The organism is Paenalcaligenes suwonensis (assembly GCF_011290505.1).
Lineage (GTDB): Bacteria > Pseudomonadota > Gammaproteobacteria > Burkholderiales > Burkholderiaceae_B > Paenalcaligenes > Paenalcaligenes suwonensis.
Genome location: NZ_JAANPV010000003.1, coordinates 337,469 through 361,431 on the forward strand (window position 1 = coordinate 337,469; position 23,963 = coordinate 361,431).

General features: G+C 50.7%; 20 protein-coding genes. 10 read left to right on the forward strand and 10 right to left on the reverse strand.

The genetic code is table 11. The features are described 5' to 3' along the window. The first annotated feature begins 258 nt into the window (after positions 1-258). Entirely contained in the window at positions 259-3,438 is a 3,180-nt protein-coding gene (locus GY634_RS06850) for an Rne/Rng family ribonuclease (RefSeq protein WP_166407791.1), read from the forward strand. 216 nt (positions 3,439-3,654) lie between these two features. On the opposite strand, the gene accD is transcribed toward GY634_RS06850, so the two are convergent. From accD to GY634_RS06870, 4 genes are all read right to left on the reverse strand, one after another. Further along, entirely contained in the window at positions 3,655-4,530 is an 876-nt protein-coding gene (accD, locus tag GY634_RS06855; RefSeq protein WP_166407792.1) for an acetyl-CoA carboxylase, carboxyltransferase subunit beta, read from the reverse strand. Positions 4,531-4,642: 112 nt separating this feature from the next. Further along, positions 4,643-5,458: a tryptophan synthase subunit alpha gene (gene trpA / locus GY634_RS06860; protein ID WP_166407793.1), complete on the reverse strand. Its 816-nt coding sequence runs from the start codon at positions 5,456-5,458 to the stop codon at positions 4,643-4,645. Between the two features lie 17 nt (positions 5,459-5,475). Beyond that, on the reverse strand, positions 5,476-6,675 hold the full coding sequence (gene trpB, locus GY634_RS06865) for a tryptophan synthase subunit beta (protein WP_166407794.1): 1,200 nt from the start codon (positions 6,673-6,675) through the stop codon (positions 5,476-5,478). 86 nt (positions 6,676-6,761) lie between these two features. Next, positions 6,762-9,005: a RelA/SpoT family protein gene (locus GY634_RS06870; protein ID WP_166407795.1), complete on the reverse strand. Its 2,244-nt coding sequence runs from the start codon at positions 9,003-9,005 to the stop codon at positions 6,762-6,764. A 74-nt stretch (positions 9,006-9,079) separates the two neighbouring features. Here GY634_RS06870 and GY634_RS06875 point away from each other — a divergent pair, with 74 nt between their 5' ends. The 5 genes from GY634_RS06875 (at position 9,080) to nth (ending at position 12,969) form a co-directional block, all read left to right on the forward strand. Next, on the forward strand, positions 9,080-9,604 hold the full coding sequence (locus GY634_RS06875) for a flavodoxin family protein (protein ID WP_166407796.1): 525 nt from the start codon (positions 9,080-9,082) through the stop codon (positions 9,602-9,604). A 241-nt stretch (positions 9,605-9,845) separates the two neighbouring features. Continuing rightward, entirely contained in the window at positions 9,846-10,169 is a 324-nt protein-coding gene (gene fdxA, locus GY634_RS06880; protein WP_166407797.1) for a ferredoxin FdxA, read from the forward strand. Between the two features lie 207 nt (positions 10,170-10,376). Further along, the gene (locus tag GY634_RS06885) at positions 10,377-11,618 is read left to right on the forward strand and encodes a polyhydroxyalkanoate depolymerase (protein WP_166407798.1); all 1,242 of its coding nucleotides are present in this window, start codon (positions 10,377-10,379) and stop codon (positions 11,616-11,618) included. 60 nt (positions 11,619-11,678) lie between these two features. Next, complete coding sequence (locus tag GY634_RS06890) at positions 11,679-12,320, forward strand: RnfABCDGE type electron transport complex subunit B (RefSeq protein WP_166407799.1); 642 nt, start codon at positions 11,679-11,681, stop codon at positions 12,318-12,320. Positions 12,321-12,327: 7 nt separating this feature from the next. After that, positions 12,328-12,969 (forward strand): endonuclease III, encoded by a 642-nt coding sequence (gene nth, locus GY634_RS06895; RefSeq protein WP_166407800.1) that lies wholly within the window; start codon positions 12,328-12,330, stop codon positions 12,967-12,969. A gap of 653 nt (positions 12,970-13,622) precedes the next feature. Here the strand turns inward: nth and GY634_RS06900 are convergent. From GY634_RS06900 to GY634_RS06915, 4 genes are all read right to left on the reverse strand, one after another. Then, positions 13,623-14,396 (reverse strand): ABC transporter ATP-binding protein, encoded by a 774-nt coding sequence (locus GY634_RS06900; RefSeq protein ID WP_166407801.1) that lies wholly within the window; start codon positions 14,394-14,396, stop codon positions 13,623-13,625. Continuing rightward, positions 14,396-16,240: a branched-chain amino acid ABC transporter ATP-binding protein/permease gene (locus GY634_RS06905; protein WP_166407802.1), complete on the reverse strand. Its 1,845-nt coding sequence runs from the start codon at positions 16,238-16,240 to the stop codon at positions 14,396-14,398. Before GY634_RS06905 ends, GY634_RS06900 begins: the two co-directional genes overlap by 1 nt. 5 nt (positions 16,241-16,245) lie before the next feature. After that, the gene (locus GY634_RS06910) at positions 16,246-17,283 is read right to left on the reverse strand and encodes a branched-chain amino acid ABC transporter permease (protein WP_166407803.1); all 1,038 of its coding nucleotides are present in this window, start codon (positions 17,281-17,283) and stop codon (positions 16,246-16,248) included. A gap of 104 nt (positions 17,284-17,387) precedes the next feature. Then, positions 17,388-18,554, reverse strand: coding sequence for an ABC transporter substrate-binding protein (locus GY634_RS06915; RefSeq protein ID WP_166407804.1), 1,167 nt, complete (start codon positions 18,552-18,554; stop codon positions 17,388-17,390). A 177-nt stretch (positions 18,555-18,731) separates the two neighbouring features. On the opposite strand from GY634_RS06915, the gene msrB reads away from it, so the two are divergent. Genes msrB through GY634_RS06935 form a run of 4 tightly spaced genes read left to right on the forward strand, consistent with a single transcriptional unit; the run spans position 18,732 to position 20,767 of the window. Beyond that, the gene (gene msrB, locus GY634_RS06920) at positions 18,732-19,136 is read left to right on the forward strand and encodes a peptide-methionine (R)-S-oxide reductase MsrB (RefSeq protein WP_166407805.1); all 405 of its coding nucleotides are present in this window, start codon (positions 18,732-18,734) and stop codon (positions 19,134-19,136) included. Beyond that, complete coding sequence (locus GY634_RS06925) at positions 19,133-19,693, forward strand: septation protein A (protein ID WP_166407806.1); 561 nt, start codon at positions 19,133-19,135, stop codon at positions 19,691-19,693. The genes msrB and GY634_RS06925 overlap by 4 nt, the downstream gene beginning before the upstream one ends. Before the next feature lie 18 nt (positions 19,694-19,711). After that, entirely contained in the window at positions 19,712-19,978 is a 267-nt protein-coding gene (locus GY634_RS06930; protein WP_166407807.1) for a BolA family protein, read from the forward strand. 12 nt (positions 19,979-19,990) lie between these two features. Further along, the gene (locus tag GY634_RS06935) at positions 19,991-20,767 is read left to right on the forward strand and encodes a peptidylprolyl isomerase (RefSeq protein WP_166407808.1); all 777 of its coding nucleotides are present in this window, start codon (positions 19,991-19,993) and stop codon (positions 20,765-20,767) included. 60 nt (positions 20,768-20,827) lie between these two features. Here GY634_RS06935 and ligA read toward each other — a convergent pair whose 3' ends face one another. Both ligA and GY634_RS06945 read right to left on the reverse strand, forming a co-directional pair. Then, positions 20,828-22,918 (reverse strand): NAD-dependent DNA ligase LigA, encoded by a 2,091-nt coding sequence (gene ligA, locus GY634_RS06940; RefSeq protein WP_166407809.1) that lies wholly within the window; start codon positions 22,916-22,918, stop codon positions 20,828-20,830. Then, entirely contained in the window at positions 22,915-23,943 is a 1,029-nt protein-coding gene (locus tag GY634_RS06945) for a cell division protein ZipA C-terminal FtsZ-binding domain-containing protein (RefSeq protein WP_166407810.1), read from the reverse strand. The genes ligA and GY634_RS06945 overlap by 4 nt, the downstream gene beginning before the upstream one ends. Positions 23,944-23,963: the final 20 nt, after the last annotated feature.

The following is a 23,963-nucleotide window of genomic DNA, read 5'->3' on the forward strand; positions in this document are numbered from 1 at the left end:
AGAATTTAGCACCAGACACGAGCAAAACCCGGGTCTGGCCATTGTTCCAGCAAACATTTTTAGTCAACCACACACGTGATCCTGACCATCCTGCTGCCTGAACCTCGCTCATACATGGGCTCATCGCCCCCACGACAGATTATGGTGGGCACGGCCTGATTTATTTGGCCCCAGCCCCCAAGCAGTGACAGTGTTACACACTGAGTGACCCGCGGTCGTGCGTTAGCAATAACGCGCCATGACTACGGAGAATTACTCATGAAACGCATGTTGTTCAATGCAACGCATCAAGAAGAATTACGCGTTGCCATTGTCGACGGTCAGAAACTGATCGACCTCGATATAGAAGCCGCCGGCCGCGAACAGCGTAAAGGCAATATCTACAAAGGGGTTATCACCCGCATTGAACCCGGTCTGGAAGCTTGTTTTGTAAGCTACGGGGAAGAGCGACACGGTTTTCTGCCCTTCAAAGAAGTTGCCCGCACCTATTTCAAAGAAGGCGTAGACGTTCGTACAGCCCGTATACAAGACGCGCTACACGAAGGCCAAGAACTGATCATCCAAGTTGAAAAAGAAGAACGTGGTAACAAGGGCGCTGCTCTAACCACCTTCATTTCACTGGCTGGTCGTTACTTGGTGTTGATGCCTAACAACCCTCGTGGCGGCGGTGTTTCCCGTCGCGTCGAAGGCGAAGATCGTCAAGAACTACGCGAGGCCATCGACCAACTTTCCATTCCTGGCGGCATGAGCATCATTGCTCGCACTGCCGGTATTGGTCGTAGCGTAGAAGAACTGCAGTGGGACTTAAACTACCTGCTGCAACTCTGGACAGCCATCGATACAGCTGCACGCGATAACCGTGCCCCCATCCTGATCTACTTGGAATCCAGTTTAGTCATTCGCGCTATCCGCGATTACTTCTCCCAAGACATAGGCGAAATCCTTATCGACACGGACGATATCCATGAGCAAGCCACCGCCTTTATGAGCGTGGTGATGCCAGATAACGTGCAGCGTGTAAAACGCTACCGTGACGACATTCCGCTGTTCTCTCGTTTCCAAATCGAAAACCAAATCGAAACCGCGTACTCTCGCACCGTGCAGTTGCCTTCTGGCGGCGCAGTCGTGATTGATCACACTGAAGCACTGGTCGCTATTGACGTGAACTCGGCACGCTCTACACGCGGTGCAGACATTGAAGAAACCGCGCTACGCACCAACTTGGAAGCCGCTGACGAGGTAGCCAGACAGTTACGCTTACGTGACTTAGGCGGCCTGATCGTCATCGACTTCATCGATATGGAAGACAGCAAAAACCAGCGCGCTGTAGAGCAACGCCTGCGTGATGCTCTGCACCTAGACCGTGCTCGTGTACAGATGGGCAAGATCTCGCGCTTTGGCTTGATGGAGCTTTCCCGTCAGCGCCTACGCCCGGCCCTGAACGAAGGCTCCCACATCACGTGCCCACGCTGTACAGGTACTGGCGTGATTCGCGATGCCGAATCCAGCGCTCTACATGTACTGCGCCTGCTGCAAGAAGAGGCCATGAAAGAAGGTACGGCAGCCATCAACGCACAAGTACCAGTTGAAGTAGCCACCTACTTGCTAAACGAAAAACGTGCAGACGTTTCCAAAATCGAATCTCGCTTGAATATCAAGCTCACCCTGATTCCTAACAAAAATCTGGAAACGCCACACCACATCATTGAACGCCTGCGTCATGACGATGCTCGTCTAGACGATGTTGTGTCCAGCTATCAGCAAGTACAGCAAGCAGAACAAACTGCCGCGCAACCAGCTACACGCGCACAAGAAACCAAGAGCCGCCCTGAGGCACTGGTAAAAGGCATTACCCCTGCTCAGCCAGCACCCACCCCTGCTCCAGCCAACAAAACAGCGCCTAGCTTCTGGAAACGCTTAGCGACATGGCTGTTTGGTGAGAAAGCTCCTGAGCCTGAAACCAACGCAAACAAGAACGCCAAGAAAACCGGACGTCGTAATGCCAACGCATCGACCAAAGGTGGCGAGCGCAATCCCGACCAACAACGTCAGCGCCAACGTCAGCGTCGCTCATCTCGTCCAAATAGTGACGAGCGTGCAGACAAAACCGTTAGCACAACGGCCAATACCCCACAAGGTCGCCGCAACGCTCAAAAAGACGAGAAGAACGACGAACAAGTGGCAAGTCAAGTTGTAGCGGGCAATGCACAAGCTGCTGATCAAGCTTCGGGTGAAGCCACAACGGGTTCACGCCGCAGACGTGGTAGCCGCGGCCGCCGACGTGACAACAACACCGACGTCAACAAAACGAACGAGCAAGATACAGAGTTGCAAGAAGACAGCACCGTTGAAACCGTGCCTGCCGCTAGCACTCCTGTAGCAACTCATGACGCGAACCCAGACAACGCAGCCGTTGAAACGTTGGACAATGAAGAAGTAGCCGAAGGCGATGGTAGCGATACCGAACGTCGCCGTAGCCGTCGTCGTCGCAGTCGTCGCAGCCGTCGTGGCACCGAGCAAAACGCAACCAGCACAGAGGTTGTAGAAAGCGAAGAAAGCCCAGCAGCAGAAAGCGAAACCGTGGTCACCTACGTACCACACCAGACGCCAGGTTTCGATGCTAACGCGTTAAACGAAGCTCCTGTTGAGGCGGCGGTGGAAAGCCCTGTCGCTGAGGTTGCCCCCCAAGCACCACAGCAGCAAGCAGAACCACAACCAACTGAAGACAGTACGCCAGTTGCTGAAGAGCAAACAGCAGCAGAGGCCACACCAACCGAAGCGCCTGCCTTGATCGTAGCTCAACCCTCTGGCTTGACCATGATTGAAACCCGCGCAGAAACGTTGACGGATGCTGCCACCACGGAAACCGAAGCAGCTCCTGTTGCTAAGCGTGCTCCTCGTGCTCGTAAAGCAACTGCCGTGGTTATAGAGCCTTTGATGCAAGTCGAAACTCAAGCTGACGCTCCAGCAGAGGCTACTGCCTCCACAGCAGACACCGCTACCGTTGAGGCCATTGCCGACGCACCTGTAGCAGTTGCCGAAGTAGCCGAAGCTACTACAGCAGCAGTGGAAGCCCCTGCCGTTGCCGAGACACAGGCTGAAGCCAGCATTGAAACAGCGGAAACGGTTATTGCCGAATCCACCCAGGTTACCGATGCCGTCGTCGTTGAAAGCACAGAAGCAGATCACGAAGCCGCTACGGTAACGATTGCCGCAGAAGAGCAACAGCTCACAACAGTAGAAGTGACTGCCGTAGCTCCTCAAACCGCCAATCTGGATGCACAGCTAGAACAAGCTGGCCTGCAAATGGTAGAAACCTCTGTGACTACCAGCTTTAGCTATCAAGCAGCCCCCGTTAAGTTGGGCCGCCCACGCAAAGCATCTGCACAAGCAGCTACAGCAGAACCACTGGAACAGGTAGAAACTAGCCAGTCCTAAGCTGTTGCGGTTCACCGCACAAAAAGCCCTCTTCGCTTCATGCCAAGAGGGCTTTTTCATACCTACTACTAAGACACCAAGATACTAAGAAGCTTCCGCCCATAGAAAAAGGGTTGGGTCTGTAAGCATCATATTCATGACCGCTTACTCCCCCAACCCTTCTTTAGAACAGCAGAGCATCACTACCCTACTGCCCGCGCCTATGTGTAGTACTACTTAGGCTTTGTGTACCGCTTCGGCGGGCTGACGAGTCAGCAACGCAATTAAGCTAGCGATTTCGTTCTGCATTTCACGGCGATCAACAACCATATCGATAGCGCCTTTTTGCATCAAGAACTCTGCACGCTGGAAGCCTTCAGGCAGTTTCTCGCGCACAGTTTGCTCAATCACTCGCGGACCCGCAAAGCCGATCAACGCATTAGGCTCAGCCATCACCACATCACCCATAAAGGCGAAGCTTGCCGACACACCACCCATAGTAGGGTCGGTCAGCACACTGATGAACGGCAAACCTGCCTCAGACAATTTGCACAGCATGGCATTCGTTTTAGCCATCTGCATCAACGAGAACAAACTTTCTTGCATACGCGCACCACCAGAGGCTGTCACGCACACAAACGCTGATCTGGACTCAATGGCGGCTTGTACACCGCGCACAAAACGCTCGCCCACCACAGACCCCATAGAACCCGCCATGAAGTCGAAGTTAAAGACAGCCACTACCGCAGGCACAGCCAAAATCGTACCTTGCATGACTACCATGGCTTCGCTTTCACCCGTATCGCGCGTGGCTTGAGTAATACGATCTGGGTATTTTTTGGAATCTCGGAATTTCAACGGATCCATTGGACGCGTATTTGCACCAATTTCTACTCTACCGTCCGCATCCAACAGCACATCGATACGGTCACGCGCATTAATACGCATATGGTGTGAGCACTTAGGACATACATGCGATGTCGCTTGTAAGTCTTCTTTGTACAGCACCACCTCACACGATGGGCATTTTACCCATAGCCCTTCGGGAACCCGACGACTGCTTTCGTTGTTACGATTAATGCGTGGAGGCAGAATTTTCTGGAGCCAACTCATGGTGTGATCCTGATAGTAGACGACGCCGCTTACGCCGCCAGCAAATATTTAACAACATGCACGAATGCAAAAACACAAGTGCATGATTCTATACGCAGAAGCCCTTGTAACGCTAGTTCAAAGCTTGACGAACTTGAGCCAACCACTGTGCAGCGGCTTGAATCGCCTGTTCATCACTGCTGTTTTGTGCGTATGCTGCTTCCATGGTTTCAATCAGTTTGCTACCGATTACCACCGCATCAGCACACTCACCCACACGTTTAGCGCTCTCAGCATCGCGTATGCCAAAACCTACGCCTACGGGAATATGCACATGCTTGCGAATGACATCTAACTGGCGCTCTACCGCATCGGTATCCAAACTACCCGAGCCAGTCACGCCTTTCAATGACACATAATACACATAACCTCTGGCTACCTTAGCGGTACTTTGCATACGCGCTTCGGTAGAGGTAGGCGCTAACAAGAAAATAGGGTCCACACCAGCACTACTGAGCATAGCCGAAAACTCTTGGCACTCTTCGGGTGGGTAATCTACGGTTAGCACACCATCAACACCCGCCTCACCTGCCGCTTTAGCAAATACTGCTTGCCCCATGGCCTCGATAGGATTGGCATACCCCATTAACACTATAGGTGTTGTGTCATCTTTTTGACGGAACTCATGCACCATATCCAACACCATGCTTAGGCTTACACCTCGAGCAACAGCGCGTTCTGCGGCACGTTGAATCACGGGACCATCTGCCATAGGGTCAGAAAAAGGCACTCCCATCTCGATCACATCAGCACCCGCTTTAACCAACTCGTGCATTAACGGCACTGTCGCGGTTAAAGAGGGATCACCCGAGGTGATGTAAGGAATCAGCGCAGCGCGCTTACCCAAATTTGAAAAGCAATTGGCCAGGCGTATATTTGTTGTAGACATAATGAATCGCTAACCTTTTACAAGCTAATACCGCTGAACTCAGCAACGGTATGCATATCTTTATCGCCACGGCCAGACAAGTTGACCAGAATAATTTTATCTGCGGATAATGTTGGCGCCATACGTGCGGCACATGCCAAAGCATGAGAAGACTCTAACGCCGGCATAATGCCTTCAACACGGCAGCAATGATGGAATGCTTGTAATGCCTCGTCATCATTGACTACTTCATAACGCGCACGGCCACTGTCTTTTAACCATGCATGCTCTGGCCCAACACCGGGGTAATCCAAACCTGCCGAAATAGAGTGGGTAGCTTGAATCTGACCAGCCGCATCTTGCAGCACGTAGGTTCGGTTGCCGTGCAACACCCCTACCACACCGGCGTTCAAAGATGCCGCATGCTCTGGCGTATCAATACCATGGCCACCCGCCTCCACCCCCACCAACTCTACATCGGCGTGGTTAATGTAAGGATAGAAAATCCCCATCGCGTTGGAACCGCCGCCTACGGCTGCGACCACGTAATCGGGCTGTCTACCGGCATCCACAGGCATTTGTTCGATGCACTCTTCGCCAATCACACATTGGAAGTCACGCACCATCATGGGGTAAGGGTGTGGACCTGCTACCGTACCAATAATGTAGAAGGTGTTTTCAACGTTTGTAACCCAATCGCGCATGGCTTCGTTTAACGCATCTTTCAGCGTACGAGAACCCGACTCTACCGGCACTACCGTCGCACCTAACAATTTCATGCGGTAGACGTTCGCCGCTTGCCTGCGCACATCTTCGCTACCCATGTACACCACGCATTCCAAACCATAGCGTGCTGCAACGGTTGCGGTCGCCACACCATGTTGACCCGCACCGGTTTCTGCAATGATGCGAGTTTTACCCATCCGTTTGGCCAACAGAATCTGACCAATACAGTTGTTTACCTTGTGTGCACCTGTGTGGTTTAAGTCTTCACGTTTCAGCCAAATCTGCGCGCCACCTAATTGCTCAGACCATCGACGGGCGTGATAAACAGGTGAAGGACGACCCACAAAATGCTTAAGCTCGTAAGCAAACTCCCGTTGAAATTCGGGATCATTTTTGTAGCGGTCGTAGGCTTCGCGCAATTCATCTAGCGCATGCACCAACGTTTCAGAGACGAAAGAACCACCAAACTTGCCAAAATGGCCGGTGCTGTCAGGTAAGGTATACGATTTCAAGGGTTTACTCGCTTTTATCAGAACCACAGCAATACGTGCCGCGTATGGACACGTAGCCAAACAATTATTCTACCAGTACAGCCACACTATTGCCGCACCGCTTCTACGCCAGCGATCTCATTTAAGGCGGTCAGAGCACGTTGTATCTGCTCACCACTATTTACCTCTACAGTAAATACCATCTGGCTTAACGATCGGCGACTTTGTGTGTTGACACCCACTACGTTCAAACGCAAACGAGCAAACACCTCGGATACGTCACGCAGTAGATTAGGATTTTCTTGGGCTTGTATAGAGATATCCACAGGGTACAGAGCCTCGCCTGTAGCCCCCCAGGCAACATCAATCACCCGTTCTGGTTGGGTGCTGGATAACCCCACAAATGAATGGCAGTCACGACGGTGTATAGACACCCCACGACCACGCGTCACAAACCCAACAATATCATCAGGCGGCGCTGGTCTACAGCAGCGCGCCAATTGCGTTAATAGAGAATCTACCCCTACCACTAACACACCACTCTTACCGGTACGCGTTACGCTAGCGGTGGCACTGTTAAATACGCGTGAGGGGCTATCTTCAGTCGTCGCGTCTGAAGGCTGTTTAAAGGCATGCTCTATATGCCGCAGGCTGAACTCGTCTTTGGCTACCGCCACATACAAGTCATCCGCCTGGGCAAAACCCAAACGTTGGGCCAGCGACTCTAGGTTAGTGGCCGTTTTCCCCAAACGCTGTAGCTCTTTTTCGACCATAGTCTGGCCTTGGCTCATGCGCTGTTGAAGCTCAATCGCATTAAACCAAGCCCGCACTTTAGCTCTAGAGCGTGGGCTAGCCAAAAAGCCTAACTGTGTATTGAGCCAATCACGTGAAGGTCCACCTGACTTGGCAGCAATAATCTCTACCGTCTGCCCTGTTTGCAACCGCGTCAGCAATGGCACCATGACGCCATCTACTTTTGCACCACGACAGCGGTGCCCTAAGTCAGTATGCAGATGGTAGGCAAAATCCACTGGTGTCGCCCCCACCGGTAGTTCAATCACTCGTGCTTGGGGGGTTAGTACATAAACATGTTCAGCTTGTAAGCTTTCTGCCGCAGGCGCTGACTCGGCCGCCGCAACATTACCATCAGCAGTAGGTGTGCTTTTATCCCACGCTAACAACTGACGCATCCATGCTACTTTTTGTTCATCCGCTGTCGCCGCAACGGTACCGCCAGCAGCACCCGCCTCTTTGTAGCGCCAGTGTGCGGCCATCCCGTACTCGGCAAATTCGTGCATCTCTTGTGTACGAATTTGTATTTCAAAACAACGCTCTTCTTCGTCCGCCACCACTGTGTGTAACGACCTATAGCCATTAGGCTTAGGACGTGAGATATAGTCATCAAACTCCGCTGGTACAGGAGCCCACATGGCATGTATCAGAGCCAAGGCGGCATAACAACTGCGCTCGTCATCCACAATGACACGCAGTGCTCGCAAATCAAACAGCTGGTCAAAATCAAGATGCTTGTTGCGCATCTTGTTCCAAATACTGTAGATATGCTTAGGTCTGCCATAGACCTCGGCATCAATACCTTCTGCTTTAAGCGCGTCCGACAACTGCTGCACTACATTGGTAATGAAAGCCTCACGCTCGGTGCGTTTTTCTTCTAGCTGTTTAGCAATTTTTTTATACACATCTGGCTTTAGAAAACGGAAGGCAAAGTCTTCCATTTCCCATTTCACCTGCCAAATCCCCAGCCTGTTTGCCAAGGGCGTGTAAAGCTCCATTGTTTCTTTAGCAAACGCTTCGGGACACGGGGTTTTGCTAATCGCATACCAACTTAGTGATTGCAGCCTAGAGGCTAAGCGCAACAACACAATACGCAAGTCTACGGCCATGGCCAGCAACATGCGTCGTTTCATTTCTTTTTGATCGCTGCCTGGAGCCCCCACATCGCCGGTATGCGCTGTTAACGCCCCTAATCTATAGAGCGACCGCGTACCTTGCACCAGTTTTGCCACTTCAGGCCCAAACTCACGTGCCAAGGTCTCGGGACGAGTATTGTGTAGGTTGTCTTCTAGCTCGGGCATCACGGCCAGCAATGCGCTCGCACGCGTAACCGCATCAGAGCCCAAGCCCACCAACACTGACACCATCATGGCAGCATGGCTGTCTAAAGGCTCACCTGTGCTTGCCAATCGTCCTGGCAGTACTTTGGCTACTTTGTCTCTCGCAGCGGTAAGCAGCTTCTTCCCTGCCGCATCCAAATCAGCGGTGCAGGATTCTAGCCATGCATCGTTGGATAACAGATCATCAGTATCAGCAGAGGGAAGTAACGGGGAGTGCATAAAGTAAGACCAAATTTCAGAAGCACGCTCAAGACCCATATACTAGCGTGTATACCGGTTCACGGCGAGTCCCCATGACGTTATATAGCCCTAAAAAAAAGACATTACTGCTGGTCTGGCATTCACGCACCGGCGCGAGCCAACGCGCCATGCTGGCCGCTTACGAGGCTGCGCAACGTGCCATACAGGCATTAGACAGCACAGACAGCGTTCAAGTACGCCACATACCCGCAGCAGAGGCGTCGGCTGACGACTTCTTAGCTGCCGATGCTTTGCTATTTTTCGCTCCCGAAAACCTTGCCAGTCTAAGCGGTGTCATGAAAGAGTGCTTTGATAGGCTGTACTACCCTTTACTGAATCAGCTCAATGGTCGCCCATATAGCGCTGTGATTAGCGCAGGCACAGATGGACAAGGCGCGCTACGCCAACTACAACGCATTTGCACTGGATGGCGACTAGAACTCGTTTGTGACCCGGTGATTCTGCTTATGGATGCCAGCAGCCCCGAAGCCATTTTGGCACCCAAACAATTAACGATTGCGCAACTCGCGTCTTCTGAGCGTTGCGGAGAGAACCTAGCAGCCTTACTGTGCTTATAATGTCGGCTGCTCTAAAACTTCTGACACAGAGCAAAGACGTGCTTGAACATATACAGTAGGCTTGCAAGTAATTTCTAGCTATGTGCTTACTACCCATAATCTAGGTATGTTCTGCGGGGTTTTGCAGGCTTATTGCAAAATTTTCGTTAAAATCGATTTATTAATCTTAAGACACCACACAATAAGGCGCTTTTATCGCCCGGTGTCCAGTTTTGCTTTCTCTAGCCGGAGTCTCACTACAATGACCCACGTTGTCACCGAAAACTGTATCAAATGCAAATACACTGACTGTGTTGATGTCTGTCCGGTAGACTGTTTCCGTGAAGGTCCAAACTTTCTGGTGATTGATCCTGACGAATGCATTGACTGTGCCGTCTGTATTCCAGAGTGCCCTGCTAATGCAATTTTTGCAGAAGAGGATGTGCCCGAGGATCAAATCAAGTTTATTGCTTTAAACGCAGAACTTAGCCCTGAGTTTGGCATGATCAACCGCTCCAAAAAGCCTTTAGAAGACGCCGACGAATGGAATGGCGTTGAAGGTAAACTGGAGCATTTACAGCGTTAAACTGTTGTTTGAAAACAGCTTTCATGCCCCTAAAAGAAGCCTATGGCTTCTTTTTTTTGCCTCTAATATTGCTGCAATGCAGCACAAGGATAATACTAAGTATCACAGCAGATAAGCTTCGCATACACTGGGTGCTTATTAACTAACAGGTTAGCCACAAAACCTGTTGGACGCACAAGCGTTTTACCTCAATAAAAAAGAACATCTATGCTTTACGACCTACATGAATGGCAAAGGTCCATGCTGGCCCCGCTGGTGAATCTCTCCAGCCAAGGCTCGGAATTGTTTTCCAGCCCCTATAGCCCATGGTCTTACACTCCTGTCTCTCGCCAGATTGCCGCTGGCTACGAGCTGCTTTATAGGCTGGGTAAAGAATATGAAAAGCCTCAATGGCAGATTTCCGAGGTAAAAGTCGGCAATAAACAGGTAGCTGTGCATGAAAGCACAGCCTTACGCCTGCCCTTTTGCCAGCTTGTACATTTTGAACGCGAAGGTATTACCAAACCAGCACCTAAGATGCTGGTTGTCGCCCCTATGTCGGGCCATCACGCCACACTGCTGCGTGATACCGTACGCACCCTTCTACGTGACCATGATGTGTATGTGACCGACTGGATAGATGCCCGTATGGTGCCCTTATCTGCCGGATCATTTCACTTAAATGATTACGTACGCTATGTGCAGCACTTCCTGCACGAGCTAGGCCCTGAGACTCACGTTATTGCCGTGTGCCAGCCTACCGTACCCGTATTGGCTGCCGTATCGTTAATGGCTGCTGCACGCGATGCTAGCCAGCCGCGCAGCATGATTTTGATGGGCGGCCCCATTGACCCACGTCAATCCCCCACGGCCGTGAACTCGTTAGCCACCACCAAGCCCTACTCTTGGTTTGAAAACAACCTGATCCACCGTGTGCCACCTCGTTACGCTGGCGTAGGCCGCAAGGTGTATCCGGGCTTCTTGCAGCACACTGGCTTTATTTCCATGAACCCAGATCGACACATGATGTCGCATTACGAGTTCTATCAGCACCTGCTTAAAGGTGACGATGAGGATGCTGAAGCACACCGTCGTTTCTACGATGAGTACAACGCTGTCATGGACATGAGTGCTGAGTTCTACCTAGACACCATCAAAACCGTGTTCCAAGAATACGCGTTGCCGCGTGGGCTTTGGGAAGTAGACAACATCGCCGTACAACCCGAGAAAATTCAAAACCTGCATTTACTCACCATTGAAGGTGAGCTTGATGACATTTCTGGTTTAGGCCAAACACAAGCCGCCCATAAGTTATGTTCTGGCTTGAATGAAGCACATAAGCAACATTACACTGTTGGTGGCGCAGGACATTACGGTATATTTTCCGGCCGACGCTGGCGCAATCAGGTATACCCTAAAATACGAGACTTCGTACAAGCAGCTGAAGCACACGCAGCTAAAAGCGCCTGACCTCTATTCTTACTCTATGCCACACACTTCCAGGGGCCTAAGGGCCCCTGATTGATGTTTATGACCAACCACATCTCTGTACTGACTGAGCGTATCAATGCGCTGCTGCCCCAAACCCAATGCACGCGTTGCGGCTATGACGCCTGTCTGCCCTATGCCGAAGCCATTGCCCAGAAAGACGAGGCCATTAACCGCTGCCCTCCTGGTGGCGAAGAAGGCATACAACAACTCGCTGCACTGACGGGTCAAGCAGTACAAGCGTTAAACCCTGAGTGCGGCACCCACGAAGCCCCTACTGTTGCGTGGATAGACGAAAAGCATTGCATAGGCTGCACGCTCTGTATTCAGGCCTGTCCGGTGGATGCCATCTTAGGTGCAAACAAACGCATGCACACCGTGATTAGCGACCGCTGCACAGGCTGCGACCTCTGTTTAGCCCCCTGTCCGGTAGATTGCATTACCATGCTGCCCGCTAACCGCGAGTGGACGCCTGAGCTCGCCACCGCAGCTAAGAAGCACTACGAGGCCCGTAGTCAGCGCCTACAACACAAACACGATGAATCAGGCTCTATGGCTAGCCGACTGTTGGCCAACAAGCCTAAAGTCGCACTGGAAGCCGATGATCCCGAGCGCCGCAAAGCCAGTATTGCCCAAGCCTTAGCGCAAGCCCGAGCACGCCGCGCCCAACAACCTACTTCGTGAGTGCTGCATGAATAACGCTATTCGTACCGAGATCTTCACGCGCTTGCAAGCGGCCAACCCCCACCCCACCACTGAGTTGGAATACGAAAGCACCTTCCAACTGTTAATTGCGGTGATTTTGTCGGCCCAAGCCACGGATGTATCGGTCAATATCGCTACGCGACGTTTCTTCCCTACGCATGGTACGGCTAAAGGTATTTTAGAATTGGGCGAAGAAGGCTTAATGGACAAGATCAAAACCATTGGTCTCTTTAGAACCAAAGCCAAAAATGTGATTCGCACCTGTGAAATCTTGCTGGAGAAGTATCAAGGTGAAGTGCCAGCCGATCGCGATAGCTTAGAGGCCCTGCCTGGTGTTGGTAGAAAAACAGCTAACGTAGTGCTTAACACCGCGTTTGGTTTTCCTACTATTGCCGTGGATACGCACATTTTCCGGGTGAGTAATCGTACGGGTATTGCTAAGGGTAAAAATGTGGTGGAAGTGGAGCAGCGTTTAGAGCGACTCATTCCTAAGCAGTTTCTACTGGATGCACACCATTGGTTGATCTTGCATGGCCGCTATATTTGCGTGGCGCGTACACCTAAGTGCCCACAGTGCGGGATTTCGGATTTGTGTGAGTTTAAAGATAAGACGCCGGTGGGGAAATAAACGGCTGTATCCATCGCACTCGCTGAGGGACTGCGGAACAACTTTTTGTGATTTGAGACACCAAATCAAAAAAGTTTTCCTCCGCCTCCCCGAACAGTCCGCTGTTGATAGGTTTACTGCCCTTTCTTAAGTAACGGTACAGTGCTATTCGTGTTGTGGATTAACGAGTAGTGGCTTTCCACTTGTAATGTTGCTTCAGGATGACGGCTGTATCCATCGCACTCGCCGAGGGACTGCGGAACAACTTTTTGTGATTTGAGATACCAAATCAAAAAAGTTTTCCTCCGCCTCCTCCGAGGTATGACAATTGATGGGCTTACAGCCCTTTCTGTAGTGGCTGTGTTTCTTGCTACAGACATACACACACCGTGAACAGCGACCTATCTAAAAACCGCTGCAAGCGACGAGCAAAAGGCGGATGGAAGTGTTTTTTTATTTGGTGTCTCAAATAAAAAAATACTTTCGCAGCCTTAGCTACGGCAGACAGTCGTTGATAAGCGGGTGTCACAACCTTAGGCTCATGCAGTCCAGTCATGAGTAAGTAGGTTTCTACTTTGATGCCCCTCAAAACGGCAACTCCACCATACTAAAACACCCCACGTATTGGACTCTACCAACAGGTGGGGTGCTCTGACAGCAACGACAAAAGTCCGTTACTGCTCCTGCTTATCCTGCCCTAAACCCAAGTAACTTTCGATAATCCTAGGATCATCGCTAAGCTCTCGTGCAGGCCCTTGCATGATCAGCTCAGACGTTTCCAACACATAGCCGTAGTCTGCCACTTGTAAAGCAGCGCGGGCATTTTGCTCTACCAGCAAAATGGATACGCCTGTAGCACGCAAACGGCTAATGATCTTGAAAATCTCACGCACCACACGTGGCGCCAAACCCAAGCTAGGCTCGTCTAGCATCAGCACGGTAGGGCGCGCCATCAATGCACGACCCACTGCTAACATTTGACGCTCACCACCCGACAAGGTGCCTGCTTGCTGTGTGCGACGTTCTTTTAAACGTGGAAACAACTCGTAGACCTCGTCCATGATGCCGCGCCAGTTCGCCACTTTTTGTCTGTGTAGTCTAAAACCACCTAGCAACAGATTATCTTCCACCGACATACTGCTAAATAGCTCTCGACGCTCCGGCACTAAGGACAAGCCTGCCGCCACACGACGCTCTACACTCCATGCAGAAATGTCGTTGTCTTGTAGCAGCACATTGCCACTACTGCGGCCGTTGGTAGGCAGCGCCCCCATGATGGCGTTCAGCATGGTGGACTTGCCTGCACCGTTGGCACCAATCACAGTCACGATGCTACCTTTTTCTAGCTTGATAGAGGCATTGTTCAACGCCCCCACCTTGCCATAGCGGGCAGATAAGCCTTTTACTTCCAGCAGTACAGGAGCTTTATCTTGATTTTCTGTGGTCATTACGCGCCCTCTACTTCTGGCTGTGTTTCATCCACGTCCAGATCTTCATCTAGACCGCCCAAGTACGCTTGCAATACAGCAGGGTTCTGCTGCACTTCTTGCGGCGTGCCTTCAGCAATACGTGTACCAAAGTCCATCACCACTAAGTGATCCGTTAAGCGCATGACGAAGTCCATATCGTGCTCAACCAACAAGATACTCATACCCTCATCACGCAGTTGTGACAGCACACGAGCCAACTCTTGTTTTTCCAGGTAACGCAGACCAGCAGCAGGTTCGTCCAACAACAGCAGTACTGGATCAGCGGCCAAGGCACGTGCGATTTCTAGAATACGTTGTTGGCCCAAAGCCAAGTTGCCGGCTTCTTCGTACAAGTAATCACCCAAACCTACGCGTATCAATTGCTGCTTTGCATCGTGCAGCAATTCAGCTTCGCTGCGTCTGTCCCAATGCAGCAAGGCAGACAAGATACCAACACGACGACGCAAGTGCGCACCCAAGGCCACGTTTTCCAACACAGTCATGTCAGGAATTAACTGCACATGCTGAAAGGTACGCGCCATACCCAAACGGGCGATGTCACGTGCTCGTAGTTTCTCGATGGCTTTGCCTGCAAAACGTACTTCACCACCGCTCAGCGGCAACACCCCACTAATCAAGTTAAAGGTAGTACTTTTACCTGCACCGTTAGGACCGATCAAACCCATGATCTCGCCCGCTTTGAGTTTGAAACTAATATCGTTTACCGCGACTAAGCCACCAAACTGTTTGCGTGCTTTATCCACTTCTAGTACCAAGGAGCCACGCTCAGGCTTTGGTCGTTGAGGCAAAGGCTCTGCCTGACGTTGCAACGCATTTTGCACATCGGCCACTACCAACGCTTTGTTGCGAGTGCCTGTAATACGACGCCAGCCCGCTGACAAGTACGGCCACAAACCTCCGGTGGCATACTGCAACACGAAAATCATTAACAGACCGAACACGATCAGTTCAAAGTTGGTGTCCATCGCAAAAAACTTAGGCAACCAGTTTTGAATTTGATCTTTCAGTGTCAGGATCACCGTGGAGCCCAGCACGGCCCCCCATACGCTACCTGCTCCACCCACTACCGCCATAAACAGGTATTCAATACTGTAGTTCAGACCAAATGGGCTTGGGCTAACCGCACGTTGAAAGTGTGCGTACAACCAACCCGAAATACACGCCAACACGGCCGCGTAAACGAAGATGATCGTTTTGTACGCTGGCATATTCACGCCAAAAGATTCCGCCATGTGTTTACCATGACGCAACGCACGAATTGCACGACCAGGGCGGGAATACAGCAAGTTATGAGTCAGCCACAGCGCCAACAGCAATATCACCCAGATCAGGTAATAAATATGCTTATCTGCCCCTAAGTTCATCCCAAACAGGCTAAGAGGCTGAATGCCAGAAATACCATCGTGCTGGCCCAAGAAGCTCAAGTTACCAAATAAGTAATACAGTGACAGCGACCACGCGATGGTTCCTAATGGCAGATAGTGCCCCGACAAACGCAGGGTAATAATGCCGATCAGGGCAGAAAACACCAAGGTCAAGGCAATGGCCGCCCACAAGCTTACCCAAGGCGATAACCCTAAGCATGTGGTCATGTACGCTGTAGTGTAGGCACCAATACCGACGAAGGCCGCCTGACCAAACGAGGTCAAACCACCTACACCGGTTAACAGCAGTAGACCCAGCACGACTAGGCTGCTCAAGCCTATGTAATTCATTTGTGTGATCCAGAATGGAGGCACTGATCCCACTAAAGGGAACACCGCCAACACCAGCACCACGACAGCTAATAACACTCTATTCATGATGCTTAATCCTCATCCTCTACACCACGCGAACTAAATGAACGCCACAACAGCACGGGGATAATCAAGGTGAACACAATCACTTCTTTGTAAGCACTGGCCCAGAACGAAGCAAAGGCTTCCAACACACCCACGAATATCGCGCCAATCGCTGTAAGAGGATAACTACCCAAGCCCCCTACAATGGCTGCCACAAAGCCCTTCAAACCAATCAAAAAGCCAGTGTCGTAATAAATGGTGGTTACCGGAGCAATCAACATACCCGAGAAGGCACCAATCGCTGCCGCTAGCCCAAAGCTTAATCGGCCTGCCATGATGGTACTAATACCCACTAAGCGCGCACCACGACGGTTTACAGCGGTAGCACGCAAAGCACGGCCATACAGCGTACGACCGAAGAAAATCCATAGGCCGGTAATCAATATCGCGCACGATAGCAACACAAAGATGGTTTGTGCTGACCAGCTCATCTCGCCCACCATGACCTGCCCCTCTAGGAAAGCTGGTGTACGCCACCCTTCTGCACCAAAGAACACTAAGCCCAAACCAGTGAGTGCAAAGTGAACGGCAACAGAGGTGATTAACAACACCAACACGCTAGATTCCGACAAACGCTGATACACCAAACGGTGCAGCATAGGTCCTAGAGGAACCACAATCGCTAAGGCATAAAGCACGGACAACCACAGAGGCACCGTACCGCCCACCATATAGGGGCTTAGCAGATACAGCACAGCGGGCAACACTAAAGTCCATGCTACGGTACGCCAAAAACCGTCGAAGGCCTTATTGCGTATCGCGCTAAACAATTCCAACAAAAACACCAATACGCCAGCTATTAATAGCAGCTTCAGCGTTCCTGGCTCCCGCCCGTTAATTATGAAGGCCAACGTTAAGGCTCCATAGGTGACGAACTCACCCTGCGGGATAAAAATAACGCGTGTTACGGTAAAGACCAGAACCAGCGCCAAGCCCAACAATGCGTAGATCGCACCATTAAGCAGCCCGTCCTGCAATAAAATCAGAACTATTGTGCTGTCCATAGCCTTACACCATCAGTACAGGAATTTTCAATCATAACTACACCAAAACGGCAGGAGCATACGCCCCTGCCGTTAGTTCAGAAGCCTAAAAATCTGTATTCTTATTACAGATCAGGCTGGTAAGTCCATTTGCCGTCAACTACTTTCACCATAACGCGAGCACGCTCATCCAAACCGGAGTGATCGGTTTCTGTCATGTTGAAAACACCTTGAGAGGCGGACAAGTCTTTTACCGCTTCGATTGCATCACGCAATGCTTGGCGGAACTCTACTGTACCTGGCTTAGCACCGCTTTCCAGCGCAACAGGAATAGCAGCCACTACTAATTGCCCTGCATCCCACATATGACCACCAAAGGTGTTGGTGGTACCGGCACCGTATTTAGCTTCGTACACGGTCTGGTAAGCTTTAGCAGAAACCTTAGCAGGGTGATCATCAGGCAACTGATCCACCACTAGCAATGGACCGCTTGGCAAAATGATGCCTTCACAGTCACGGCCACATACGCGCAGTACGTCGTTGTTGGCGGAACCATGTGTGTGATAGATCTGACCAGCAAAACCACGGTTTTTCAATTCACGCTGAGGCAGAGCAACAGGCGTACCTGCAGCGCCGATCAACACGGCATCCGGTTTGCTTGCCAGCAGTTTCAGGATTTGTCCTGTCACACTGGTGTCGTTACGGTTATAACGCTCGGCGGAAACAACCGAAATGCCTTTGGCTTCAGCGGCTTTACGCATTACGTCTAACCAACCATCACCGTAGGCATCGTTAAAACCGATAAAGCCCAAGGTTTTAACGCCTTGTTTTTCCATGGTGGCAGCCAAACCTTCGGCCATCAACAAGTCGTTTTGTGGGGTTTTAAATACCCACTTACGAGCACCTTCCATAGGCTCGATGATGCTGGCGTTGGCCGCCACACTAATCATCGGCACTTGGTTTTCTGCAACCACGTCGATCATGGCCAAAGAACCTGGAGTGGCTGATGTACCCAGCACCACATCCACGTTATCTTCCGTTACCAATTTACGGGTATTACGCACTGCTTGTGTAGTGTCAGTGGCATCATCCAGCACCACATACACCACTTTCTCTCCTGCTACTTCAGTAGGCAACAAACTGACTGTATCGCGCTCAGGAATACCCAACGATGCCGCTGGACCTGTGGAAGATACGGTTACGCCCACTTTAACTTGAGCTGAAGCAGCCAAAGGAAATGCTAGGGCAATTGCCCCTGCCACCATTGCGCGACGCAAAACTCTATACGACATCTCAGCCCCCTTTGCATGACTAAATTAGACGGAATTGTTATATAAAAAACGGTTGATTATATCGTGATCATTACAATTTATCGCCTAGTAAATACCATGCAAGCTTATACGACACTACAATTACGCATACACTATGCGCTATAGTTTTGGCCGCTAGTCTCCCACAAGGTATTCGATGTGAACAAAATACGTAAAACGCCAGAGCAATGGCGTGCTCAACTTTCTCCTGAAGCTTATTATGTGACGCGTGAACACGGTACAGAGCGCCCCTACAGTGGCCAGTACTGGAACAGCACTACGCCGGGAATTTATCGCTGCGTTGGTTGTCATACTCCTTTGTTTGCTTCTGACACTAAATTCGATGCTGGTTGCGGTTGGCCCAGTTATTTTGATGCGATTAATCCCGATAACGTACGCGAAGAGGTAGATACCTCACACGGCATGGTACGTACCGAGATTTTATGCAATGTGTGCGATGCGCATTTGGGCCATGTATTTCCTGATGGCCCTCCTCCAACTGGTCTACGCTACTGTATTAATTCGGTTGCTTTGACTTTTGAGCCCGAGTCCGACTTATCATGAAAAAACTTTTGTTCGACCTGTTCCCCCTGATTTTATTTTTTATTGCTTTCCGCAAATTTGATTTGTATGTAGCAACTGGGGTAACGATGGCGGCGGTAGCCGTGCAAATCATCTGGCTCAAAATACGTCAACGCACGATTGAAGCCATGCACTGGATCAACCTCGCCATCATTATGGTGTTTGGTGGTGCCACCTTATTGTTTCAAAATGATGCTTTCATCAAATGGAAACCCACCGTTCTGTATTGGATTTTCGCTGCCGTACTATTGGGTAGCCGCTTGATCATGCAACGCAACCTGATGCAGAAACTCATGGGCGCACAAGTCTCACTCCCCACTGCGGTATGGGACAAACTCAATTACAGTTGGGTGCTCTTTTTTATTGTTTCAGGCGCGCTTAATCTTTACATTGCTTTTTCGGGCCAGTTTTCTGAAGAGCAGTGGGTTAGTTTTAAAGCCTTTGGGCTATTAGGGCTGCTGGTAATTTTTGCTATTGGCCAATCCATTTGGCTAGCCAAGCACATCAAAGCTCCAGCCGCTAACGATGACCACGTTTAACAGGGCCATTTATTCGTTATGAACGTTACAGAACGCATAGAAGAACTTACCCGCCGTTTGGCCGATCTAGAAGCCACGCACCTAGAAGTCATTGATGAGTCGCACTTGCACGCCGGTCATGCCGGTGCCAAAGGTGGCGCTTCGCACTTCAAACTGATCATAAGTTCACCAAAATTTACGGGGCTAACTACACTCGCGCGCCACCGCCTTGTGTATGATCGAGTTACTGACCTGATGCCTCATCCTATTCATGCGCTATCCATACAGGCTAGCACTAACTCTTAACAAAGGATTCACATGAAACGATTTGCCGCAATTATGTTGACCTGCGCGATGGCTGTACCGGTGTACGCGCAAAACGCTGCAACCGTTAATGGCAAGCCCATTCCACAAAAATCCGTGGATGACTTCATTGCTCTGTTAATAGAGCAAGGCGCCCAAGACAGCCCAGAGCTACGTGAACAAGTAAAGCAAGAAATCATCGGCCGCACCATCATGGTACAAGCTGCTGAAGCTGCCGGCATCGCTAATCAACCTGCTGTTAACCAAGAGATCGAACTGGCTAAGCAAGGCATCATGATTCGTGCGTTGATGTCCGACTACCTGAAGAAAAACCCCGTTACTGACGCTCAAGTTGCTGCCGAGTACGAAGTACTGAAAAAACAAGAAGCAGGCAAACAAGAATACCGTGTGCGCCATATCCTGTTGGAAAACGAAGACCAAGCCAAAAGCGTTTTGGCTGATCTGAAATCCAAGAAAACCACCTTTGAGGATGCTGCTAAACAGTACTCCAAAGACCCAGGCTCTGCGGCTCGTGGTGGCGACTTAGGTTGGTCTGCATCGTCTAGCTATGTAGCACCATTTGCTAATGCCGTTAACACTCAGAAAAAAGGCGAGCTGAGTGCTGCGCCCGTACAATCTGACTTCGGTTGGCACATTCTGGTGGTAGAAGACAGCCGTCCTATTACCTTCCCAGAGCTGAACGACGTGAAAGATCAGATCGCTGAAATGATGCGTCAAACCAAGTTGGAACAGTACCAACAGTCGTTGATGCAAAACGCTAAAATTGACTAAGCGTTCGTGCTACACATAAAAAAAGCTGGCCTAGGCCAGCTTTTTTTATGTCCTCATGATTTACTGCACACCTAATAGTGCTTTCAAACCATCTTCATCCAACACTGCCACGCCCAGCTCTTCTGCTTTACGCAGTTTGCTACCGGCCTCGGCACCCGCCACCACGTATGCGGTTTTAGAAGATACTGAACCACTTACCTTACCACCAGCGCCCAAGATATGCCGTGTAGCTTCATCGCGTGTCCATGTGGGCATGGTGCCAGTTAGAACAAAGGTTTGACCACTTAAGCTTTGTGAGCGCTGACTACCCTCTGCTGGTGCTTCGGGTAGCGTAATACGCACCCCTGCCTCTAACAGTCGCTGTACAGCCTCACGGTTATGTGGCTCTGAGAAGAAATGCGCAATCGACGCAGCCACCACTGGCCCCACGGCAGACACCTCTAGCAGCTCCTCTTCGGTGGCAGACATGATTTTATCTAAATCACCAAAGTGCTTAGCCAAATCACGCGCTGTGGTTTCCCCCACATGACGAATTCCTAAGGCATACAACAAACGCGCCAGCTCGGGATTCCGTGCATCGTCAATAGCTTTAATCACATTAGCGGCCGACTTCTGCCCCATACGTGGCAAGAGCAAAAGCTCTTCTACTTTCAACGTGTAGAGGTCGGCTAAGGTTTTTACCCTTTCGCTCTCTACTAATTGCTCAATAAGCTTCTCGCCAATGCCGTCCATATCCAGTGCTTTACGCGACACGGCATGCGCTACCGTTTGTTTACGCTGTGCCGCACAAACCAAACCACCCGTGCAGCGTGCAATGGCTTCATCTTCCACGCGCTCAATTGCAGACCCACATACAGGGCACTCGGTTGGCATCACAAAAGCAGATGTGGTCGCAGGACGCAGCTCTATGATGGAACGCACAATTTCAGGGATCACATCACCAGCACGCCGTATCACCACATGATCGCCCACGCGTACATCTTTACGACGAATCTCGTCTTCGTTGTGCAAGGTAGCGTTGGTCACCGTCACACCACCCACGAACACCGGTTTTAAGCGCGCGACAGGTGTAATCGCCCCCGTACGACCTACTTGCACATCAATACCTAATACTTCGGTTTGTGCTTCTTCTGCTGGGAATTTATGCGCAATAGCAAAACGCGGTGCACGGGCCACAAAACCCAACACACGTTGCTGATCCAAATAATTGACCTTGTACACCACACCATCGATGTCAAAAGGCAGGTGCGCACGCTGCTCGCCCGTTTGCTGGTAATAAGCCAACAACCCTTTTACCCCTTTGACCACTTCGTGGTTACGGTTCACAGGCAAACCCAGTTGACGCAACCACTGCAGCATTTCCGCTTGGGTAGCATAAGGTTCCGCAAACTCGTGCTGCAGTTGTGATAATAGATCTTGCTGGGGACTAGGCGTTTGCACACTGATTTCTCCCCAGCCATACGCATAAAAACGCAAACGTCGCTGGGCGGTAATACGCGGGTCTAACTGACGTAAGCTACCTGCCGCCGCATTTCTGGGGTTTACAAACACCTTGTCACGCTTACGCAGTTGCTCTTGATTCAGCGCATCAAAGTCTTCTTTGTTCATCAGCACTTCACCACGCACTTCCAGCACGGCTGGCCAACTACCTTCCTTACCTAATAACCGCAAAGGTACAGATTGTATGGTGCGTATATTGCTGCTGATGTCTTCGCCTGTAGCCCCATCACCTCGGGTAGAGGCCTGTACCAGTACGCCATCTTCATAGCGCAGGCTAACGGCTAAGCCATCAAACTTGTATTCTGCGTTGTACTCTACTTGCTCGCCTGGACGTAATAGGCCCGCCGACAGCAACGTGTCACTAACACGCTTATCAAAAGCGGTCAGCTCATCCTCATCAAAGGCATTCGCCAACGACAGCATAGGCACCGCATGGCGCACTGTAGCGAAGCCGTTTGCGGGTGCCGCACCCACACGCTGCGAGGGGGAGTCGGGTGATATCCATTCGGGATGCGCAGCTTCTATCGCTTGCAGTTCGCGCATCAATACATCGTAATCAGCATCGGTCACGCTAGGTGCATCCAGTACATAGTACCGGTAGTTATGCTGATTAATTTCCTGCCTTAACTTCTCGAGACGCTGCTTAGTCACGCAAAAACCCTCGCTGTGCGCGACTCACCCGCCACAAAACCTGCTTCTTCCAACTGCTGATACATGGTGTAAAGCTGTTCATCAATCTGTTGATCACTCTGTTCTGAAAAAACTCTACCTTGCTCATCCAGCAATTGGCCGCCCAACCGGACTGCCAGATCACGCCCTACGCTTGCCATCCGGCTAAACGCTTGGGTATCCATGGGGCTATTTGGCACATCTAGCACCAAATCCAGCCGCTCCACGCTTGCAGACTGCACATCTTCTACTGCTTGGCCATCAAACAATACGGTAAAACGGGGAATACCCGAATCCGCTAACCAAGCCATTTGGCGGCCATAACTTAAAAAGCCAGCCTCGCCCAACGTGTTGAGTACACGTTGTACATTAACAGGGCCCTCTAAGCGCACCACCAAGCTCACCACGGCATCTAGATTGGCGCACAATACATCTAATTGCTGGGCTTGGTTTACCACCAAGTGCTGTTCAGGGCCTTCTAGGCTGGCATCAAAGTGCTGCGCCACATTTTGTGCTGCTGACCATAAGTTAGACCACTCAATATCGCTTAAGGGACCAGAACGGTTCGCCAACAAAATTGCCAATTGCATAGACACATAGCGCTCATTTTCTACTAAACGCATGTGGTGATTACCTTCTTCGGTAATCGCAAAAAAACGTATAGGTTTGCTTAGGTTGCGCAAACACGTTTGCAGTACTTGCGACAGCTCATCACCCAATACAGGCTGATTAAAACTAATATCAATAACAGCTTCGCAGGTAGGATCAACTTCATCCACCTGAGCATCGTCTTGAGAGCTTTTCAAGCTATCAGCGATACGAACAGTAGGCTCTTTACGCACAGGAGCAGTACCGCCCAGTTGCCCCATTAAGGGATCACTTTCCGCCTCGGGCAACTTGGATTGCATTTGACGACGGACGCGCTGGTCTTGCCACCAGTTAAACACCAGTACAAGAAGAATAATGAGAACGCCAGCTGAAATCAGTCCAATTTGTAAATCACTCATTACGCCATCCGTATCCGAAA

Bases quoted from the DNA above. Each gene is read 5' to 3' on its own strand.
- GY634_RS06890 (WP_166407799.1), top strand. From the start codon at position 11,679: ATGACCAACCACATCTCTGTACTGACTGAGCGTATCAATGCGCTGCTG.
- fdxA (WP_166407797.1), top strand. From the start codon at position 9,846: ATGACCCACGTTGTCACCGAAAACTGTATCAAATGCAAATACACTGAC.
- GY634_RS06900 (WP_166407801.1), bottom strand. From the start codon at position 14,396: ATGACCACAGAAAATCAAGATAAAGCTCCTGTACTGCTGGAAGTAAAA.
- nth (WP_166407800.1), top strand. From the start codon at position 12,328: ATGAATAACGCTATTCGTACCGAGATCTTCACGCGCTTGCAAGCGGCC.
- GY634_RS06905 (WP_166407802.1), bottom strand. From the start codon at position 16,240: ATGAATAGAGTGTTATTAGCTGTCGTGGTGCTGGTGTTGGCGGTGTTC.
- GY634_RS06910 (WP_166407803.1), bottom strand. From the start codon at position 17,283: ATGGACAGCACAATAGTTCTGATTTTATTGCAGGACGGGCTGCTTAAT.
- trpA (WP_166407793.1), bottom strand. From the start codon at position 5,458: ATGTCTACAACAAATATACGCCTGGCCAATTGCTTTTCAAATTTGGGT.
- GY634_RS06850 (WP_166407791.1), top strand. From the start codon at position 259: ATGAAACGCATGTTGTTCAATGCAACGCATCAAGAAGAATTACGCGTT.
- GY634_RS06945 (WP_166407810.1), bottom strand. From the start codon at position 23,943: ATGAGTGATTTACAAATTGGACTGATTTCAGCTGGCGTTCTCATTATT.
- GY634_RS06870 (WP_166407795.1), bottom strand. From the start codon at position 9,005: ATGCACTCCCCGTTACTTCCCTCTGCTGATACTGATGATCTGTTATCC.
- GY634_RS06925 (WP_166407806.1), top strand. From the start codon at position 19,133: ATGAAAAAACTTTTGTTCGACCTGTTCCCCCTGATTTTATTTTTTATT.
- GY634_RS06915 (WP_166407804.1), bottom strand. From the start codon at position 18,554: ATGTCGTATAGAGTTTTGCGTCGCGCAATGGTGGCAGGGGCAATTGCC.
- GY634_RS06930 (WP_166407807.1), top strand. From the start codon at position 19,712: ATGAACGTTACAGAACGCATAGAAGAACTTACCCGCCGTTTGGCCGAT.
- accD (WP_166407792.1), bottom strand. From the start codon at position 4,530: ATGAGTTGGCTCCAGAAAATTCTGCCTCCACGCATTAATCGTAACAAC.
- GY634_RS06875 (WP_166407796.1), top strand. From the start codon at position 9,080: ATGACGTTATATAGCCCTAAAAAAAAGACATTACTGCTGGTCTGGCAT.
- GY634_RS06935 (WP_166407808.1), top strand. From the start codon at position 19,991: ATGAAACGATTTGCCGCAATTATGTTGACCTGCGCGATGGCTGTACCG.
- GY634_RS06885 (WP_166407798.1), top strand. From the start codon at position 10,377: ATGCTTTACGACCTACATGAATGGCAAAGGTCCATGCTGGCCCCGCTG.